General features: G+C 53.0%; 15 protein-coding genes. 13 read left to right on the top strand and 2 right to left on the bottom strand.

Going from position 1 to position 18531, the window contains the following annotated elements; genetic code table 11:
• Window positions 1-309: 309 nt before the first annotated feature.
• From J1G34_RS14445 to J1G34_RS14420, 6 genes are all read left to right on the top strand, one after another.
• Complete coding sequence (locus tag J1G34_RS14445; protein WP_262411804.1) at window positions 310-9441, top strand: two-partner secretion domain-containing protein; 9132 nt, start codon at window positions 310-312, stop codon at window positions 9439-9441.
• Window positions 9438-9743, top strand: a complete 306-nt coding sequence (locus tag J1G34_RS14440) for a hypothetical protein (RefSeq protein WP_122482199.1) — start codon at window positions 9438-9440, stop codon at window positions 9741-9743. Before J1G34_RS14445 ends, J1G34_RS14440 begins: the two co-directional genes overlap by 4 nt.
• Before the next feature lie 192 nt (window positions 9744-9935).
• Window positions 9936-10550: a hypothetical protein gene (locus J1G34_RS14435; protein ID WP_128875904.1), complete on the top strand. Its 615-nt coding sequence runs from the start codon at window positions 9936-9938 to the stop codon at window positions 10548-10550.
• 324 nt (window positions 10551-10874) lie between these two features.
• Entirely contained in the window at window positions 10875-11456 is a 582-nt protein-coding gene (locus J1G34_RS14430) for an imm11 family protein (protein WP_262411803.1), read from the top strand.
• A 113-nt stretch (window positions 11457-11569) separates the two neighbouring features.
• The gene (locus J1G34_RS14425) at window positions 11570-12013 is read left to right on the top strand and encodes a hypothetical protein (RefSeq protein WP_222994247.1); all 444 of its coding nucleotides are present in this window, start codon (window positions 11570-11572) and stop codon (window positions 12011-12013) included.
• Window positions 12014-12142: 129 nt separating this feature from the next.
• A complete protein-coding gene (locus J1G34_RS14420; RefSeq protein WP_222994246.1) occupies window positions 12143-12592 on the top strand; it encodes an SMI1/KNR4 family protein in 450 nt (149 codons plus the stop codon).
• Window positions 12593-12693: 101 nt separating this feature from the next.
• Here J1G34_RS14420 and J1G34_RS14415 read toward each other — a convergent pair whose 3' ends face one another.
• The gene (locus tag J1G34_RS14415; RefSeq protein WP_065883145.1) at window positions 12694-12951 is read right to left on the bottom strand and encodes a hypothetical protein; all 258 of its coding nucleotides are present in this window, start codon (window positions 12949-12951) and stop codon (window positions 12694-12696) included.
• A gap of 179 nt (window positions 12952-13130) precedes the next feature.
• On the opposite strand from J1G34_RS14415, the gene J1G34_RS14410 reads away from it, so the two are divergent.
• The 6 genes from J1G34_RS14410 (at window position 13131) to J1G34_RS14385 (ending at window position 16956) form a co-directional block, all read left to right on the top strand.
• Window positions 13131-13595 carry a hypothetical protein gene (locus J1G34_RS14410; RefSeq protein WP_222994245.1) on the top strand — a complete coding sequence of 155 codons (465 nt, stop codon included), beginning with the start codon at window positions 13131-13133 and terminating at the stop codon, window positions 13593-13595.
• 403 nt (window positions 13596-13998) lie between these two features.
• Entirely contained in the window at window positions 13999-14385 is a 387-nt protein-coding gene (locus J1G34_RS14405) for an SCO4402 family protein (RefSeq protein ID WP_083207984.1), read from the top strand.
• 305 nt (window positions 14386-14690) lie between these two features.
• The gene (locus J1G34_RS14400; protein WP_222994244.1) at window positions 14691-15152 is read left to right on the top strand and encodes a hypothetical protein; all 462 of its coding nucleotides are present in this window, start codon (window positions 14691-14693) and stop codon (window positions 15150-15152) included.
• A gap of 47 nt (window positions 15153-15199) precedes the next feature.
• The gene (locus tag J1G34_RS14395; RefSeq protein WP_222994243.1) at window positions 15200-15499 is read left to right on the top strand and encodes a hypothetical protein; all 300 of its coding nucleotides are present in this window, start codon (window positions 15200-15202) and stop codon (window positions 15497-15499) included.
• Window positions 15500-15786: 287 nt separating this feature from the next.
• Window positions 15787-16458: a hypothetical protein gene (locus tag J1G34_RS14390; RefSeq protein WP_262411801.1), complete on the top strand. Its 672-nt coding sequence runs from the start codon at window positions 15787-15789 to the stop codon at window positions 16456-16458.
• A gap of 252 nt (window positions 16459-16710) precedes the next feature.
• Complete coding sequence (locus tag J1G34_RS14385; RefSeq protein ID WP_139113378.1) at window positions 16711-16956, top strand: hypothetical protein; 246 nt, start codon at window positions 16711-16713, stop codon at window positions 16954-16956.
• Between the two features lie 38 nt (window positions 16957-16994).
• Here the strand turns inward: J1G34_RS14385 and J1G34_RS14380 are convergent, their stop codons facing one another.
• Window positions 16995-17252, bottom strand: coding sequence for a hypothetical protein (locus J1G34_RS14380; protein WP_065883145.1), 258 nt, complete (start codon window positions 17250-17252; stop codon window positions 16995-16997).
• Window positions 17253-17508: 256 nt separating this feature from the next.
• Between J1G34_RS14380 and J1G34_RS14375 the strand changes: the two genes are divergently transcribed.
• A complete protein-coding gene (locus tag J1G34_RS14375; protein WP_122737046.1) occupies window positions 17509-18201 on the top strand; it encodes a hypothetical protein in 693 nt (230 codons plus the stop codon).
• Window positions 18202-18531 lie beyond the last annotated feature (330 nt).

Below are 18531 nucleotides of genomic sequence, written 5' to 3'. Positions count from 1 at the left end.
ACACTGACGTGGCAGCAACTGAGTCAATCCCACTCGCCCGCTGCGCCAACGCTATTCAAACCAACCCCACCCCTAAATTCCGATAAGTGGGATCCAATTCACACATCCCTCGCGAACTTTTCCCCCTTTCCTTGTACTAACTTATTCGGCGATCTGATGGCTAAGTAATGGCATTTTCTCGATATGGAAATAAGAACTGACGTTCTATCTCCAGCCAGCCTGACGATCGCATGTCGACAGTAATGAGCGAGCCCCCAGCGCCGGTTACTGCCGCATGTCCTTAATGCCCGCTGCAACGAGACTACGAAAATGGATGTTCGACAATTCGCCTTCCTGGCCCGCCAACCTTCTGCTGCCCTGAAGCCGCGAAACGCATTCTTCGGCCTGCCCAAGCGCGGGCTGGCGTTGATCCTCGCCAACGCGCTGTTCTGGCAGCCGTTGCTGGCCCAGGCCGAGGGCATCGTGGTCAGTGCGCCGGGTACCACGGTGGGCGCGGCGGGCAATGGTGTGCCGGTGGTGAATATCGCCACGCCGAACGGCGCGGGTCTGTCTCATAACCAGTTCAAGGACTACAACGTCGGCCCCAACGGCGTGATCCTTAACAATGGCAACGGCCCCATGGTCAACACCCAACTGGGTGGGATCATTGTCGGCAACCCCAACCTCAAGGGCGGCGCGGCCAACGTCATCCTCAATGAAGTCAACGGCGGCAGCGTCAGCCAGTTGCGCGGCTACACCGAAGTGGCGGGGCAGTCGGCCAAGGTCATCGTGGCCAACCCGTACGGTGTGACGTGCAGCGGTTGCGGCTTTATCAATACGCCCAATGTGACCCTGACCACGGGTAAGCCGGTCATCGACCCGACCGGCCAGTTGAAAAGCTACCAGGTCGATGGCGGTGCCGTGACCATCGACGGCGAAGGCTTGAACGCCAGCAATGTCGAACGCTTCGACATCATCACCCGCTCCGCCAAAATCAACGCTCAGATCAACGCCCGTGAACTCAACGTGATCGCCGGGCGCAACGACGTCGATGCGCAAAGCCTGAAAACCACCGTGCGCGCCGATGACGGCAGCGCCAAACCCGAGCTGGCGATCGACTCGTCGGCCCTGGGCGGCATGTACGCCGGCGCGATCAAGCTGGTGGGCACCGAGGCCGGTGTGGGCGTGAAGCTCGACGGTACCCTGGCGGCCAGTGGCGGCGATATCCAGCTCGACGCCAACGGCCGCCTGAGCATGGCGCAGGCGGCGGCCACCGGTAACGTCAAGGTCAGCGCACAGACCGTCGACCTCACCGACAAGGTCTACGCCAACGGCAACGTGCGACTGAGCAGCGCCCAGGACCTGGTCAACCGCAAGAGCATTGCCGCCGGCCAGCGCATCGAGATCAATGCGGCCAGCGTGAACAACCCCGGCATCATCGAAGCCGGCGTCGCCGCCGATAACACCCGCAACACCACCGGCGACCTGGTGGTGAACGCGCAGACCGTCACCACCAGCGGCAGCCTGCTGGCCAGCCGAGGCCTGGCGATTACCGCCGCACAAGCGCTGACCAACCAGGGCGCGATCATCCAGGCCAAGAACATCGAGGTCAGCAGCGCCAAGCTCACCAACCAGGGCGCCACCGCGCGTCTGTTCGGCGAGCAGAGCCTGGTGATCAGCTCACCGGCCATCGTCAACCTCGGTGGCCTGATCCGCTTCGGCGAAGGCCAGGCCGCCACGCTCAACAGCGCCTCCCTGGACAACCGCCAGGGTCGTATCGAAATGGCCGGCGGCAGTCTCGCGCTGACCAGCGCCGACCTGAACAACAGCGGCGGGCAAGTCATCGCCAACGACCTGACCGTCAATGCCGGCAACCTGAGCAACCAGAACGGCGTACTGGTAGCCAAAACCGCGACCGTCAATGCCAGCGACCTCGACAACAGCCTCAAGGGCCTGATCCAGGCCGACGGCGGCGCGCTCAACCTGAGCGTCGCCAACACCTTCAACAACAACCAAGGTTTCGCCCAGGCCAGCACCGATCTAAACGTTACAGCCGGCACCCTCAGCAGCAACGCAGGCGGCGTATTGAGCGCCGACACCGGCAAGCTCACGCTGACCGCCGCGCAACAGCTCAACAACGCCCAGGGCCGCTTGCAGGCCGGGCAGGGCGATATCGAGTTGCACGCCGCCAACCTGGATAACCAGAGCGGCGTGATCGTCGGCAAGCAACTGCTGCTCGACGTGGCTGGCGGCGACATCGACAACCGCGCCGGGCGCATGTTGGGCGACCGCCTCGACGTACGCGCTTCCGGCCTCGACAACCGCAATGCCGGCCTGCTCGCCGGTGGCGCCCAGGGCGTAAGCCTGCTGCTCAAAGGGCCGGGCCAGTTGCTCAATGCCCAGGGCCGCATCCAGAGCGAGGGCCTGCTGCAACTGCAGGGCGAGCGCTTCGACAACAGCGCCGGCATCCTGCTGGGCCAGACTGTCGACGTCACCGCGCAGACCTTCACCAACAGCAACAAAGGCGCGCTGGTCAGCGATGGCGGCGACGTGGTGCTCAAGGTCAGCGACCTGCTCACCAACGTCGGCGGCCAGATCGACGCGGGCGAACGCAGCGTGCTGGTCAAGCAACTCACCACCCTCAACAACGACGGCGGCACCCTGCGCGGCAAGCGCCTGGACATCGCCGCGCAGCAGTTGAACAACGACAACGGCCAACTGCTGGCCGGCGCCGAAGGCGTGACCTACAGCGGCCAGGACCTGAGCAACCGCAAGGGCCTGATCCTCAGCAGCGGCGCCCCCACCGTGCTCACCACTGCCAGCCTGCACAACCAGGGCGGCACCGTGCAGGGCGACAGCCTGAGCGTCACCGCCAACAGCGTCGATAACGGCAGCGGCGGCCTGATGGCCAGCCTGGTCGGCAACCTGCAATTGACCGTCGAAGCCCTGGCCAACCGTGGCGGCAAACTGTTCGGCAAAGAACAAGTGACCGTCAGCGGCGCGACCCTCGACAACAGTGCGGGCGGCCAGGTCAGCGGCAATCAGATCAGCCTGAACTCACGCGACACCCTCACCAACCAGGGCGGCCTGATCGAGGCCAACCAGGGCCTGACCCTCACCGGCGGCAACCTGGATAACAGCGCCAGCGGGCAACTGCGTGCGCTGGGCGGCGCCAGCAGCAGCGTCAACCTCAGCGGTGCGTTGAACAACCAGAACGGCACCCTCGAATTCGGCAGCCAGGCCTTCAGCCTCGACGCCGCCAGCCTCAACAACCAGAACGGCATGCTGCAACACGCCGGCACCGGCCTGTTCCACCTCAACACCGCCAGCCTCTCCGGCAGCCAGGGCAATATCCAGGGCATGGGCAGCGCCGACTGGGCCTTCGGCAACGTCGACGGCCTGGGCCGCGTACAACTCAACGACGTGCTCACCTACAAGAGCGACCAGGCGCTGGCCCTCAAGGCCGGTGACCGCATGGCCAGCGCCAAGGGCTTGACCCTCAACGTGGCCAGCCTGGACAACGGCGGCGAACTGCTCAGCGACGGTGACATCAGCATCAACACCGGCGATATGAGCAACAGCGGCCGCGTCTCGGCCCTGCAAACACTCACCGTCGCCGCCAACAACCTCAGCCAGAACGGCGGCCGCCTGGCCGCCACCAATACCCGCCTGACCCTGGGCGGCACCCTGGACAACCTCGGCTTCCTCACCGCCCGCCAGCAACTGGATATCGCCGCCGCGCAAATCAACAACCGTGGCACCCTCGGTGCCCAGGGCACGGTGAACCTCACGGCGGTCAACGGCATCACCAATGCCGCCGATTCGCTGCTGTTCAGCGGCGGCGACATGACCTTGCGCAGCAATGGCTTCAGCAACAGCTATGGCGACGTCTACAGCAAAGGCAACTTGAGCTTCGCCGCGCGGGATGGCGGGCGTGCCGTGCTGTTCAGCAACCGTTCCGGCACCGTGGAAAGCGAAGGCTCCATCGGCATCAATGCAGGCTTTATCGAAAACGCCAAGGACGAATTCGAACTCGGGCAGACGCTCACCACCGGTAGCTTGTATTGGGTTTGTTCGCAACACTGCGGCGAGAAAGACGACTGGGAACGTGGCGAGATCACCATCTACGAAACGTACCTTGAGGCGGCGACCAAGGATTCAGTATCGGCGCGCCTGGTGGCCGGCAAAAACATGCTGCTGCAAGGCGACAATGTGCAGAACCGCTACAGCCTGATGGCCGCCAATGGCGACCTGAGCATCACCGCCGGTGACCTGCTCAACCAGGGCGCCGCCACGCGCACGGGGCAGCGCAAGATTGTCGTCAACACGCCGGGGCACGTTCCCGACGATTTGTTTGAACGCATGCGCTATGTCGACGTTCCCGCGTTCAATGCGGCCACGGCAGCGGGGAATTTCGATAAGGCGCGCTTCGAAGAACTGAAAAACCGTTCGCCCAATAGCCGGCCTTTCGTCCACTCAAGCGACGTCACCACCTGGACCAGCAACGGCGGCCCCGGCTACGACGCCACCCTGCAGGCGGGCGGCACGGTCAACCTCAACGTCGCCCGCACCCTGCAAAACGGCACGCTGCACAACAACACCCTGGCCCAGTTGACCGGCACCCTCGGCGACGACCAGACCGGCATCCCCGTCGGCGGCATCAACATCAACCTGAGCAAACACGCCAACGACCCGAGCGCCCAGGCCCCCGGCAGCGTCTTGCCCGTCGTAGGCGTGGCCCCCGGCGGCGGCTTCGTACCGGTGGACTACACCGGCACCGCTTTCGCCCCGGTCGACCCCACCACCTCGCCCACCTTCCAACTGCCCAAGGGCGAGTACGGCCTGTTCGTCAAAAACGCCGACCCCACCAGCCATTACCTGATCGAGACCAACCCCGAGTTCACCTCGGTGTCCGGTTTCTTCAGCTCCGACTACATGCTCGGCAAACTCGGCTTCAACGCCGACAACGCCTGGCGCCGCCTCGGTGACGGCCAGTACGAAACCCGCCTGATCCGCGACGCCGTCCTCGCGCAAACCGGCCAACGCTTCCTCGCCGGCGGCCTGTACAGCGACGCCGACCAGTTCCGTTACCTGATGGACAACGCGCTGGCCAGCAAAGACGCCCTGCGCCTGAGCCTCGGCGTGGCCCTCACCGGCCAGCAAGTCGGCGCCCTGACCCACGACATCGTGTGGATGGAAAACCGCGTCATCGACGGCCAGACCGTGCTCGTGCCGGTGCTGTACCTGGCCCAGGCCGACTCGCGCAACGTGCGCGGCAACAGCCTGATCCAGGGCCGCGACCTCAACCTCGTCACCGGCGGCGACCTGATCAACGTCGGCACCCTGCGCGCCAGCAACAACCTTACCGCCATCAGCAGCGGCAGTATCTACACCGGCGGCCTGGTCGAGGCCGGCAACAACCTGAGCCTGCTGGCCCAGGACAGCATCCGCAACGCCATGGCCGGCGAAATTCGCGGCAAGCAAGTCAGCCTCACGGCCCTCAAAGGCGACGTCACCAACGACACCACCGCCATCCAGGTGCGTGACGGCGTCGGCATGCGCACCCTCACCGACACCAGCGCCGGCACCATCGTCGCCCGCGAAAACCTCGCCATCGACGCCGGCCGCGACCTCACCAACCGAGGCGCGCTGACAGCGGGCAACGACGCCAACCTTACCGCCGGCCGCGACCTCAACCTCATCGCCGCCAGCGACACCAGCGTCAAACACGAGACCCGCGACGACGGCGAGAAATCCAGCATCACCACCGACGTCAAAAACCTCGCCGCCAGTGTCACGGCGGGCGGCAACCTCAACCTGCAGGCCGGGCAAGACGTCAACATCATCGGCAGCACCGCCACCGCCGGCAAAGACCTCAACATCGCCGCCGGCCGCGACCTCAACGTCGCCTCGGTCAGCGACATGCACAACGTCGAAGGCAAGGAAAAGCACGGCAAAAAACGCATCAAGACCTCGGACGACCAGACCACCCAGGTGGCGAGTGTACTGACGGCGGGTGGGGATTTTGTCAGCCAGGCCGGGCGTGACACCACGATTGTGGCGAGCAGGATCAGTGCGGGGAATGAGGCTTATCTGTATAGCGGGGATAAGTTGAACCTGCTGGCGGCGCAGAACAGCACCTACAGCCTTTACGACATGAAGGAGAAGGGGGGCTGGGGCGCGAAGAAGACCAAGCGTGATGAGGTGACCCACGTTACAAATGTGGGGACTGAGATCAAGACTGGTGTTGATCTGTCGCTGGTCAGTGGCGGTGATCAGCTGTATCAGCGGGCCAAGCTTGAGAGTGGTAAGGACCTGGCCATCACCAGTGGTGGTGCAGTGACGTTCGAGGCAGTCAAAGACCTGCACCAGGAGAGTCACGAGAAAAGCAAAGGTGATCTGGCTTGGACCAGCGCCAAGGGCAAGGGGAATACCGACGAGACGTTGCGTCAGAGTGAGTTGAAGGCACAGGGTGAATTGGCGATCAAGGCGGTCAACGGGCTGAAGATCGACATTAAACAGATCGATCAGAACACGGTTAGCCAGACGATTGATGTGATGGTCAAAGCAGACCCACAGTTGGCTTGGTTGAAAGAAGCCGAGAAGCGTGGGGATGTGGATTGGCGGCATTTGAAGGAGTTGCACGACTCCTTTAAATACAGCCACTCCAGCCTCGGCCAAGGCGCAATGCTGGCAATTATTATCGTTGTCACCGTGTTGACGGCGGGAGCGGCCAGTGCGCTAGCTGCTTCGGCAGGTAGCGCTGTAGGGGCCGGCTCTACTATGGCTGCCGCGACAGCCGCTACCGCTGCGACGTCGACCACCGCAGCAGTCGCAGGAACTGCAGCAGGGTTGGGCAACGTCATCGCGACTGCCTCGTTGACCTCGCTTGCCAGTACCGGCGTCGTCAGCACCATAAACAATAAAGGCAACTTGGGGGCCGCATTCAAGGAAACCTTCAGCAGCGACAGCTTGAAGCAGTCACTGATTGCGGGCGCTTCTGCGGGCTTTGTGAATTACGCCAGTGGCAATTGGTTTGGCGCGCAGAGCGACCCTGTAACTAACAAGGTAAGTGGACCAAGCGTCGTACCCCATTGGAATGACCCCGCAGCGATTGGCCGTTTTGGAACGATTCAATTGGCTGGCGGTGCCGTACGCGGAACGCTCTCTGAAGCTCTTGGACAAGGCAGCTTCAAGGATGCAATGAAGGGCAGCCTTTTCGATGTAATGCAGGCGACCGCGTTCACCGGCGTTGGTGATTTTGGTAATGCCTTCAAACTTCAAGACAGCGGCCTGAGCAAAACTGCACTGCATGCTGTTGTAGGTGGTTTGCTTTCAGAAGCAATGGGCGGCGACTTTAAAACGGGAGCGATTGCTGCGGGTGCTAACGAAGCCCTTATTGTGGCGTTGGATAAGTCGCCTTTGCTCAGTGGCAATGATCCAGCGGAACACGATCGTCTGGTCAATGCGGCTTCGAAGCTGGTGGGATTGGTCGCTGCCGCGAGTGTTGATGGCGATGTCGCCATGGGCTCGGAAATCGCCGGGAATGCACAGTCATACAACCGCAAGTTGCACGTTCAAGAAGAGAAACGACTGGCTCAAGAGGCCAAGAGTTTAGATGCCACCAAAGGTCAAAGCCGATCTGGTTTTGAGTGGGATGCGCTCCTAACGTTTGTTGCCGGAGGCGAGGTCGATCAGAAAACCAACAATGAGCTTCAAGGGATTCTGGCTGGTTACGGTCCTTCTAACCCTGAAGGGCAAGCATTAGGTGACGACCTGACTGTTGCGCGGGGAGTTATCACCAAGCTGCAAAACGAGAAAGTCCTGCTGACCTGGGGAGATGGCAGCCCCATTGTTGCCAACGGGGATCAGGTCGTTGCGTTCAAGTCCACAGAAAAGCAGTACAAGGATTCGCTGCTGTTCAATCCTTCAAGTAACACAACCTACAACAACGAACCTGGTGGCATGGGTGTTGTGCCTGATGCGTGGTCCGAGCAATACGGAGAGCGTACGGCTATCACGAAACTCCCTGAGATCGCCGCGCTCAGTTCTGACGCCGCCTCCCAAGCAGAGCAAATAGACCGGCTACGTGTTTTGGCAAGTGGTGGCATTAATTCAGATATTGATCTCAAGCTGCTTGCTGAGCTTATGCCCATAGGTGGAGTAGGCAAGGGAGCATTGTTAAGCGCAATCAAAGAGTTGGCAGCGCGCGACGCATTAGCGGTTAAAGGTACGGAGGCTATCGCTGGCAAGGCTGCAGAGACTGTTGCCGGAAAGGGCCTTGAGTCAGCAGCTGGTAAAGGCTTGGATGCGGCGGCGGGTAAGGGGACTGAACAGTTTGCCAACCAAGCACAGGCCAAATTAGCAGGCTATAGCCCATGCTGTTTTGCAGCCGGGACTATGGTCGCCACCCCTGATGGTGAACGAGCCATTGACGCGCTCAGGGTGGGCGATGTCGTCTGGACCAAACCTGAAGAAGGTGGTGAGCCGTTCGCCTCGAAGGTCTCAGCAACCCACATTCGCACGGATCAGCCGATCTATCAGTTGACGCTTGTGAAGAACGGCAGTGCCGGTGAAGGTACCACTGAGACTCTGCAAGTGACGCCGGGTCATCCGTTCTATGTCCCTGCGCGCAAAGGCTTTGTGCCACTTATAGAGCTCAAGCCGGGTGATCAACTGCAGTCGTTGGGGGACGGGGCGACGCAAGAGGCTTCGATCTCCGTTGTATCAATAAAGCTGCTGCAGTCGCAGGGTAAAACGTACAACCTGACGGTGGATATCGGGCATACGTTCTATGTTGGCAAGCTAAACACGTGGGTACATAACGTTGGGCCTTGTTATACCTGTAATGCGGGGAGCTGTTCGGTTCATGGGCTAGATTCCAGCGCGACAGATGGGGTACCTCAGAATTGGAATAGTCAAGACACACCAACGGCTGAAACAATCAAAGTCGATAGCAGTAAGTCAGTCAAAGGATCGCCTGAGTACGAAATGCTCAACAATCCAGAAGCACGTATGCCCAACCAGCGTTATGAGCTGGACAACGGCACTACTTTTGTAACCGACAGTAGAGGTCTAGTCGAAGAGCTCACGTTCACCCCGGTTGATATCAAGGTTCCACGGGACGCGAGGCAAACTGCTGCTGGGAAGACCGGTAGAGAAACTGATGTAGGCGGACACGCACAAGCGTGTAGTCAGGGTGGGACATGCGATGGTTACAACTTGTTCGCCCAAGATCAGAATTTCAATAGCTCAGCGTATAAGGTATTTTACGAACACAAAATCAAGAGCGCTTTGAACGATCCAAATAAAGTAGTAGGACCGACAACTATAAAATTTAATCGCGAAGATCCTCGATCGTTGCGCCCAGATACGTTGGATGTTACTTATATAATCGATGGAAAGCGTCAAACTGTTCGATTTGAAAATGAAGCTCGCAGAATACCGGAGCATAAAGAATGATTACCAAAGATATAGAAATTGTTAAAAGTATATTTGAATTGCTTCAGTCAGGAATTGTTGAAGATTATGATGCCTTCAGGTATGAGACTGAGGTGTGCGATGGATACATGGTTGAAGAAATCTCCATTGAGAAAAATGGCGTGGTAAATGAGCAGCCGCAAACTGATTTCAATGGTGCTGTTTTGTATCGATTAATTAAGGAGTTGAAGGCTAGCGCAGCATCGCGGGGTGAGAACTGGAGTTCTTTTGTGATGAGTTACGATGTTGGTGGGCAAGTAAAGACGAATTTCGTTTATCCGTGAGTAAAAGTGTGAAATTAATTTTTGAGTGTGATTGATTGTCCATTTGGTTTGTGTCAAGGAGGGTTATATAAAAGGGGTGGGTTTATTTGAATTTGTAAAGATAGTAAAAAACAAATTTAATAAGTTCGCCCTATTTTTCATTGGTTGGATAATCGGTCCTTCCCTTTTACCAGATTTACCAAGAGCAAAGTGATGTCTACCCTTTTAAAGGACTGGTGCGTTTTTTGTGAGGGAAAAGCCTATTTTGATAAGTCCCACTTTCTAGCGTTATTCAAAGTGCATTCTTCTCTACCTGAAATTACTAAAGCATTAAGTTATTTTCCTCAAGCCGGCAGTTTGGTGTTGCGCGTGAATGAGGTGATCCAAACTGGTACGCTTGAAGATAAGTTATACCTATGCCCGACGATTGAAACTAGCGAATTTGAATTGACGCAAAAGGCAAAACTCTGGTTGCAAAATCAGGCAAATTTCTGTAAGTCTTTTGGAGATGACGAGTTGTACAGGATATGCCAACGTGCAAAATTGTTGTATGGAAGTAAAGATCAATTTGATAAATTAGACGTTCCCAGCAACTGGATACTTGAACTGGTGGGGGATCAGGTCAGGGATTGCAGGTTGCTAAAAACAGAGCAAGAGTATGCACTGTTTGAGGCTCTTTATGGAGTTGCCGCTGATTATTATTTGGCTTGGTATATGGGGCAGCCTTTAATAGATCTGGATTTTGACTTTCGTTCATATTTTGAATTTTGGCGTTTAGGCGGTATTGGGTATCTCAGTGAAGATAAGTTCTTTGTTTGTCGAAAATAAAAGAGAGTGGGGGGATGTATTTTGATCTGTTATGAAAAGGGGGCAGATTTATTTAAATTAGAATTGAAAAGCATATTAAATAAATCTGTCCCCTTTTGTTCGGTCATGGTTGAAAACTCGTAAGCAAAGTAAGACTAAAGGTCGAGAGCCAGGTCAAGAAAGTTGAGAAGAAAAGCGTTGAGTAAATCTGTCGCCTTTTGTGAGCTTGCTTACGGATTCGGAGGCGGCAGTATTGAAAAAAGTGAAAAAAGGGAGCAGATTTATTTAAATTAGAGTTGAAAAATCTGTCCATTTTATTGAGGGGCTAAAATGAGGTACTACTTAATGCGACAAGATGTAACTGTCTGCGATAGGTGGGTGCTCGGAGATGTACATCATGTAGATAACTGGCATTTCAGTGATCCTCCAGCTAATTTTATGGAGCCAGGCACATATACTCTCGATGTAAGGTTCGACGGTAAAGAAGTTGATTATTCCCTCGCTGGATACGCCAGTGTTCCTGTTTTAAGCGAGAAGGCAAAAAATTCGCTCGCCGGTTTGCCAGAGATAGACGAACCTTATCAATATGTCGTTTTTGAGCCGGTTAATATAAATAATAAAGTGGTTTGCCAGAGCTATTTTTTGATTATTATAGAAACGCAAATCGATTGCGTGGATGAAAAGCGCTCTCGCTATAAAAAGTTTGAGGTAGATGATCCTGTTAGGCCAGATAAGGCCGGCAACTATGGTGCTTTCTACAATTTGGTGGTTGACCCGGGTAGGGTCGGATCAAGTCATATATTTAGACTTAAAAAATATTTGGGTGCGGTCATAGTAAGTGAAGAAGTGAAACGGCGATTTATGGCGGCTGGTGTCGTCGGCGTACTGTTTGATTCTGTTAATAATGATCGAGAAACCGTTGCCTAGTTGGTCAGGTAGTTGGGGGAAGGCGGCGAATTTGTTTAATTTGTGGTGGTAGTGCAAAGGCCATTGATTAAATCTGCCCCCTTTTGTTGTGTTTAATTACATGGGGGCGATTTGTGTTGGACAAACAAGTATATGAGCTAACGATTGATGATCTTGATCGCTATAGCGTTTGGTTTTTTCCTATGGACGACACCGTGGAGGATGAATTAACTGTACGCCCCCTCGCCGAACAGGAAACGTGCTCAGACTTTCAGATTGTCGTTCGAGCTGATTTTTTTGGTGAAAGTGGCGCTGTGTATCGCGGTTATTTATATTGGGACTCCAATGCCGCAATTGAATACTTAAAGCCTGTTGTATTGTCTGATAAGGGAGACGCCGTAAGTTTTTGGAGCGGTATAGTAACTCCAGTGTGGGAAAGTTCGGAGTTTGCCGGTTCGATTAGATCCGAGCTGCCTATTTCTTATGCCTCAGAACCGGTTTTTGGTCTTCCTTCCATTTGCGGAAAGCTGGAGGGACTTTATTATCTTTCTGATGATCAAGTGTGCTGCGTTAAATGACGCGAGAAAAAGGGGGCTGATTTATTTAAATTTGCGCTGAGAGCTATTAAATAAATCTGTCCCCTTTTGTTCTTTTGCAGCATGCTTTCGAGCTAATGACTGATGTGAAAAAACAAGGGCAGAAAGAGAATGGAATACACACTTGAAATTCGTGAGCTCATCAACCATATCACTTCTGCTGAACTGTACGAGGGTGATTACGGGAGCCGCCTGGTTGACCATGAATCTATACTGAGTGGGGTTGATGCAGCGGACCGCGACAGTGTTCCTGTAGACTATCTGGCTTTTCTAGGCACCTTTGGATTTGGCGATTTAGACAGCGCGCTTTATATCGAAGACGGTCCGGCTAAGTACGCTGCTATCGTCGGATGTGAGGTGGATACTTATAGTCGGATGTATGTGTTTGCGGCGACTTCCAGTGGTGTGCTTTATGCTTTTAATGTAGGTGATAATTGGTCGATAGTAGAGATTGATTCGGAAATCGACGAGGTGGCGGTGTTGGCCGATAACTTTTCAAGCTTCATCCGTAATCAGCTCATTGTGGTGAAAGGTTATGTCGATTGGCGCGCGGAGCAATAAGACGCTGTCAGGTGGGGAGATGAGATTAAAAAGGGACGGATTTATTTAGTTTGCGCTGCTCACGCACAAAGCGGGCGACGCCAAGGCCGCCCGATTTTCACTCAGGACGGATCGGCATTAAGCCTGCGACTGATGACATCCAGCAAATCGCACCCATCGCGCAGCGGAATGGCCAGCAAATGGGCGAAGTCTGAAAGCACTACGGCATCGCTGCTGAGGTGTTCGCGAAAGGCCAGGTTTTCCAGCAGTTGGGTGACGGCCCGAATGCGGTGCACGGCGGCGTCGTGGAGGACGTCGAGAGGTGCCTGGGTGTCGATGATCAGCGCTGGGATGGTGCAGTCGTGGCCGGTTAGGGGCATGAGAAGAATAGTCTGACCCCTATTTTTCAGGAAGCCACCAGCGCCGATGGTTTTATGAAATATATCCCTTTTGTGGAAACCCAGCGTATAGAGGGTGGTATTGATATCTTGGATTATAAGTCAAGAGTTAAGTTTGGATGTGAGTTGCTCGGTTATTCAGCAAGCCAAGGGTGCGCGCCATGAATGTTAAGAAATACCCGACAATAAAAATATTTTTCGTATTTTTATTTTGTCCTTTTCTCGCAGGTTTAATCATAGGGCCAATTTCTCTAATTATTATGCTGATAGGTCTGTTTAGTGATGCTCGTTTGCTGGGGCAAGTCAGAGGGGGAGAAGCGTTTTCAATCCTGTTGACTGCTCCGTTTTTTACGCAGTTAGTGTTTTTTATTCCTTCCCTTGTATTTGCATGTTGTATAAGTTTTGTTAAGCCAACTAAAACGTTTAAAGCTTGCCGGAATGTTTCGATCTGCGGAGCTGTGGTTGCTTCGTTGTGGATGTTTTTGGCGGACTGTTATTTGCTTCGTAATAGTTCTGATTACAGCTTTGTGGACAGCATGCTTCCTGCTTCAATTGCTTTTTTTGGAGGCGCATTAATCACCGGGATGCTATCTTATTGGGTTTTTCCGAAATATTCTAATAGTTGAATTTGCAAGGGCAGGAAGGTTTATATGGTCGTGAGTGAAATCATGAATTAAATCAGTAATTTAATTAAGGGCATGAAACACCTGCCTTCTATTAAAAAGGTCAGAGAAGAATAGCGGTCTGACCTCTATTTTTCTCAGACACCACGATTGCCAAATTTCCAGATACTTGGGCAGTAACGCCAAATAAGAAGGGGGTAGGATTTAGATGGCAAGATCCAAAAAATCAAGGTAATGGCGTACGGATAGATAAGGGCGAACATGATATTAGCCAGCCTAATCAGCAAGTGGATCATGTTATTGTGAGGTCCAATGGCCCTGTGATAGGTAGGGAGGGCAAGCCTGTTAATGCATCGATTAAGGAACATGCGGAACAAGTCCATATACCTCTGAGCGAATATAAGAAATGGAAAAATTGGAACTCTCCGAACTGAAATTTCCTAGTATGAGAGAGGAGCTTATCTCTTACTTGAGTGGGTTGTCAGACCTTGACTATCAGTACCAGGCTTGGGTAGAGAGGTCATCGCCGAGTTTAGATTATGACGAGTTTAATTACACGGTACATTTTTTATACGATGATACGAGTTTGGCTGAAAACGCTTCCGACTGGATAGGTTTGGTCCTGAGGGATGAAAAAGAAGCAAGGTCTATTGAAAACGTGGTAAGTGCTCTTAATGTGATTTTTGATAAATATGGCACTGAACTTTCTGATAGGGAATATTTGGAGAAAAATGAGTGGTTGTGGGTGGTTAATGCATCTAAGGATGCTCTAAGTATTCTGCTTTCAAAGTAGATTTATCTTCCTCCTTATTTTATATCGCCCGTTCATCGCTAAACGCTTATAGACCGTGAAGCGTGGGGGCGTGGCAGTGTGGAGAAATTTCGAAACTATCACAGCTTTCACTGAGAGGAATACTCATGCGTATACACCTCAGGAAGAATAGTGGTCTGCCCCCTATTTTTCACTGACAAAGGTGCAAAAAAATTGCCACTTGACGTGCCCAGTATTAGTGGTGGTGTAGATGTCTTGGATTATAAGTCTAGCGTTGAGTTTGGTTGTAAGTTACTAGGCTATGGTGTCAGTCAAGGATGTAAATCATGACGTTGAATACATATCCCCGAATAAAAGTTTTTTTCGCATTCATGTTGTGCCCCTTTTTTTCTGGGGTGGCCGCTGTGCCCTTAATGTTGATTTCGATATTGATAACGGTGTTTAAGAACGCATCATTAATTGGGGAGGTGAGAGGCGGTGAGGTTTTTTCGTTATTTATTACCATTCCCTTAATGGCGCAGTTGATTTTTTTTCTTCCTGCATTAGTTTTTTCTCTAATGTTGGTTTTTGTAAAGCCTGTGGGCAGCTTAAAAGTGTACTTAATGATTTCAGTTGTCGGCGCAGTTGTTTCTACTGCATGGATGTTTGGTGTGGTTTTTTTCTTCATAAGTGAGGTTGAAAATTATCATGTGATGAGAAATATGTTTCCCGTGTTTTTGAGTTTTTTGTTAGGCGGAATCTCTACTTGGGCTGCTGCTTACTGGTGCCTCCCTAAAATAAAAAAATAACTAGAGTGGTTAATAAATGTCTTGGGGTTGAATGAATTGATGAGTCGTTGACAACTGTAACTAGAAGAATTAACTCTGAAGGAAAAGTCGAGTGTCATTTAGGCTTTTCTTCTGATTGGGATGGTTTTGACTCGATTGTAAAATATTTTAAAAAATATTGGCAGGCAAGCCCAGTTCAATTTGCTGATAATATTTATTCTCGACGTTGGGTATTGATATGTAATGGGGTCGCGTTAACTGTTTATCACGACAGTCAGATAGGGAATTATTTAGTTGTGGAAAATGGTGAAGATAAGGATAACTTGCTCGGTCAGATTGAGGCGGATTTGATTGGGCGGTTCCGTTGAATGCTAGCCAGTAATTTTTCTACCTTTTCATCTCCATAGAAAATTGCTTGAAAAGAGCGGGCGAGAGAGGGGGGCATTTTAATTCGAGATAGCAGTGAAAAGCCTATTAATAAATTTGTGCGCTTTTCTGTTGCAAAGCTCGAAAATTACTGTAGATGGTATCGTAGCGGCGAAAATTCTGGATATCCGAGTTCAGCCTGGCGGGTTGTCTGAATCGAGTAAAATTATAGAGTATGGTAAGCAATGGAATATTACTGTCATCATTAAAGAATTTGGCAGCTAATCATATGTTTGAGGTTGAAATTTTTTTTAGTGAGGGCTTGTACGATAGCTCTCCAGATGTATGGGCGCGTTTAGAGCAACAGCTCAATGACTTTAAAGGCTCCGAGGTGAACGATGGATTCACCGGTGAAAAAATGTTGCTTGCCAAAGTTTCGCACTACTTGAAACAGAATAAGAGCAAGAGGTTTTTTGTTGAGTTAGCTGGTGGCTCTGTAGAATTTTCGCTTGTGGCGGATAAAGAACTGTGCCGATTAGATATAAAGAATCTCGCAAATTCTCTTGAGATGGCGCACTCGTTGATTGCTGCATTAACAGATGAGCCAGCTTTCGTTCAGGCTCGAGTTTACGATGCTGAATATGATCGGTGGCAAAATGCCGAGAATATCACACTTTTCGAAGTGGCCAATGTTGAGCACTCCCAACTGCCTAAAAAAAGCAATGGATTACCTTTTCCGCTTACCCAAGAGGTTGTAGATATATCAAATAATCCTGGGCGCTGGGTTTTGCGGAAAGGTTATATAGAAGCTGTTGGTTCGCCAATGTGGGTTAGTAAGTCTCTGCTTAACTCATTAGGCGTGGACGAAAAAGAGTTGATGAATGTCGACTGTTTTTCCGTGGAAGATTTGGGTGGTGTTTTGAAGATTGTTGCTTGTGAGCAGTGTTTCACAGCGATGTAGGAATCCAGGCTGAGAGGCAGGTCATGCTGAGAAAGATTTTATTTAAAGTGTGAGGTCTAGAGCCGTGCAATGGAAGCGTGCTGAATAAGGGGCTGAGAGGAAGTAAGCGGAGAAAAAGGGGATAGAAAAAAGGACAGATTTATTTAAATTAGAGTTGAAAATCTTATTAGATAAAACTGTCAACTTTTGTTGCCGTTGGGAAGGAAGTGAGAAGGAAAAGTGATTTGGCCTAGATCAAGGTTACAGGCGTTTTTGTTATTGTTGATTTATGTGTTTTTATTGTTTTTGTTGTTGGGGGTTATCGCAAAATTCATGGGGGCGCTGATTAATTATTCAAAGATTGGTGTATGGGATTTCAGTTGGGCTGACGTCGTAGATATGTTGCCCGGTGTTTATGCCTACGCAATACCTACTGGGGTAGGAGTTTGGATACAGTCCTGGTTGAAAAATCGTAAAGAGCGTGAGTCTAACGATAAAGATAGTGGCCAAGGGAATTGAGCACAAAGCGGGCGACGCCAAGGCCGCCCGATTTTCACTCACGACGGATCGGCATTAAGCCTACGACTGATGACATCCAGCAAATCGCACCCATCGCGCAGCGGAATGGCCAGCAAGTGGGCGAAGTCTGAAAGCACTACGGCATCGCTGCTGAGGTGTTCGCGAAAGGCCAGGTTTTCCAGCAGTTGGGTGACGGCCCGAATGCGGTGCACGGCGGCGTCGTGGAGGACGTCGAGAGGTGCCTGGGTGTCGATGATCAGCGCTGGGATGGTGCAGTCGTGGCCGGTTAGGGGCATGTATCGATTCATCATTAAGCTCTCTGGATTATTGAGGGCTCGTTCTTCGGGTCGCCAAACCCGGTCGCCTTTTGAGCGACCGCCGGACTATAAGCCGCACCACCAAACCCACGCAAGGCATCAAAATGCCGCCCCGTCGAAGAGTGCCACCACGACCCCTAATGTCTTCCCACTCATTGCCGACATACTGCCGACGAGCGAACGCATCACTAATACGCCAATCCACAAGCCCCACCCCAAACATTAAAGGACCAATGTGAAAAACCTCCTCCTGATCCTCTTCACCACCCTCATCCTCGGCGGTTGCGTCAGCCACCCCCTCACTCCCGAAAACCGAGCGCAGATCAAGACCGTCAAAGTCCTGCCCGTGAAGTGGGAAAAGAACATGGTGTACTTCGGCCGCGAGCAGGCTTGGGGCGCTGCCCTGGGTGCTGGGCTGGGCGCGGGTGCCGGCATGGCCAGCGGGGCGTCCAAGGTGGGCACTGCGGCGTTGAGCGGTGCAGGGTTTGCCGCCGGCATGAAGCTCGGGCAGTTGGCCGAGATGCCGACGCCGGTGGCCATTCTGGCGGTGATGGAGGCGGAAAAACTCGATGTAGGCGTGTTGCTCAAGCAGGGCTTTGTCGATGCGCTGGGCAAGACTTCGACGCTCAAGGTGGTCGGCGACGATGAACCGGCCGATGCGCAGATCCAGTTGACCGTGTCCGAGTGGGGCTTTCGCCTGACCCAGGGTTTCAGCAGCGTGATTTACCCCACCCTCAGCGTGGTGGCGCAGATGAATCGCGGCGATGAAATGATCTGGCGCACCTTTGAAACGGTGACGCCATTCAATGGCCAGAACGTTTATGGCTACACGCCGCTCACCTATCGCACAGACCCGGAGGCATTGCGTCGGGCGTTGACCGGGATTACGCAGATTTCTGCGCAGTATCTGGTGAAGGAGCTCAAGTAAGTCTGATGGTGAGGTAACGCGGTTGGTTGGTGCGGGCGTGATGGTGAACGCTCAGGCACCGTGTGTTTCTGGTTGCTCGCGTTATCGTTGGGGATCTTCGCGAGCAAGCTCGCTCCTACGGGATTGGGGGCGTGTCGCATGGTTTTGAACATTTTGTTTATCTCGATGTCTTTACCCCGCCCACCCGCAACCGGTCGGGCTGCATGGACTGCAGCGTTTTCAAATGACATTAAGGATTGATGTGAACCTCTCCCTATTACGGCCTCCTGTCTGCCACCGCCTGCGGTGCACCGGCTCGCGCCTGCGATTCCCAGGGACGCCGGGAGAGCC

The sequence above is a fragment of the Pseudomonas sp. Wu6 genome (assembly GCF_019891515.1).
Taxonomy (GTDB): domain Bacteria; phylum Pseudomonadota; class Gammaproteobacteria; order Pseudomonadales; family Pseudomonadaceae; genus Aquipseudomonas; species Aquipseudomonas orientalis_A.
Note: the sequence above shows the minus strand (reverse complement) of the source record. Positions and strands in the feature narration are given on the sequence as shown.

Coding starts and splice junctions, on each gene's coding strand:
- J1G34_RS14420 (WP_222994246.1), top strand. CDS start 12,143: ATGGAATACACACTTGAAATTCGTGAGCTCATCAACCATATCACTTCT.
- J1G34_RS14415 (WP_065883145.1), bottom strand. CDS start 12,951: ATGCCCCTAACCGGCCACGACTGCACCATCCCAGCGCTGATCATCGAC.
- J1G34_RS14380 (WP_065883145.1), bottom strand. CDS start 17,252: ATGCCCCTAACCGGCCACGACTGCACCATCCCAGCGCTGATCATCGAC.
- J1G34_RS14445 (WP_262411804.1), top strand. CDS start 310: ATGGATGTTCGACAATTCGCCTTCCTGGCCCGCCAACCTTCTGCTGCC.
- J1G34_RS14430 (WP_262411803.1), top strand. CDS start 10,875: ATGCGACAAGATGTAACTGTCTGCGATAGGTGGGTGCTCGGAGATGTA.
- J1G34_RS14410 (WP_222994245.1), top strand. CDS start 13,131: ATGAATGTTAAGAAATACCCGACAATAAAAATATTTTTCGTATTTTTA.
- J1G34_RS14390 (WP_262411801.1), top strand. CDS start 15,787: ATGTTTGAGGTTGAAATTTTTTTTAGTGAGGGCTTGTACGATAGCTCT.
- J1G34_RS14440 (WP_122482199.1), top strand. CDS start 9,438: ATGATTACCAAAGATATAGAAATTGTTAAAAGTATATTTGAATTGCTT.
- J1G34_RS14400 (WP_222994244.1), top strand. CDS start 14,691: ATGACGTTGAATACATATCCCCGAATAAAAGTTTTTTTCGCATTCATG.
- J1G34_RS14405 (WP_083207984.1), top strand. CDS start 13,999: ATGGAAAAATTGGAACTCTCCGAACTGAAATTTCCTAGTATGAGAGAG.
- J1G34_RS14435 (WP_128875904.1), top strand. CDS start 9,936: ATGTCTACCCTTTTAAAGGACTGGTGCGTTTTTTGTGAGGGAAAAGCC.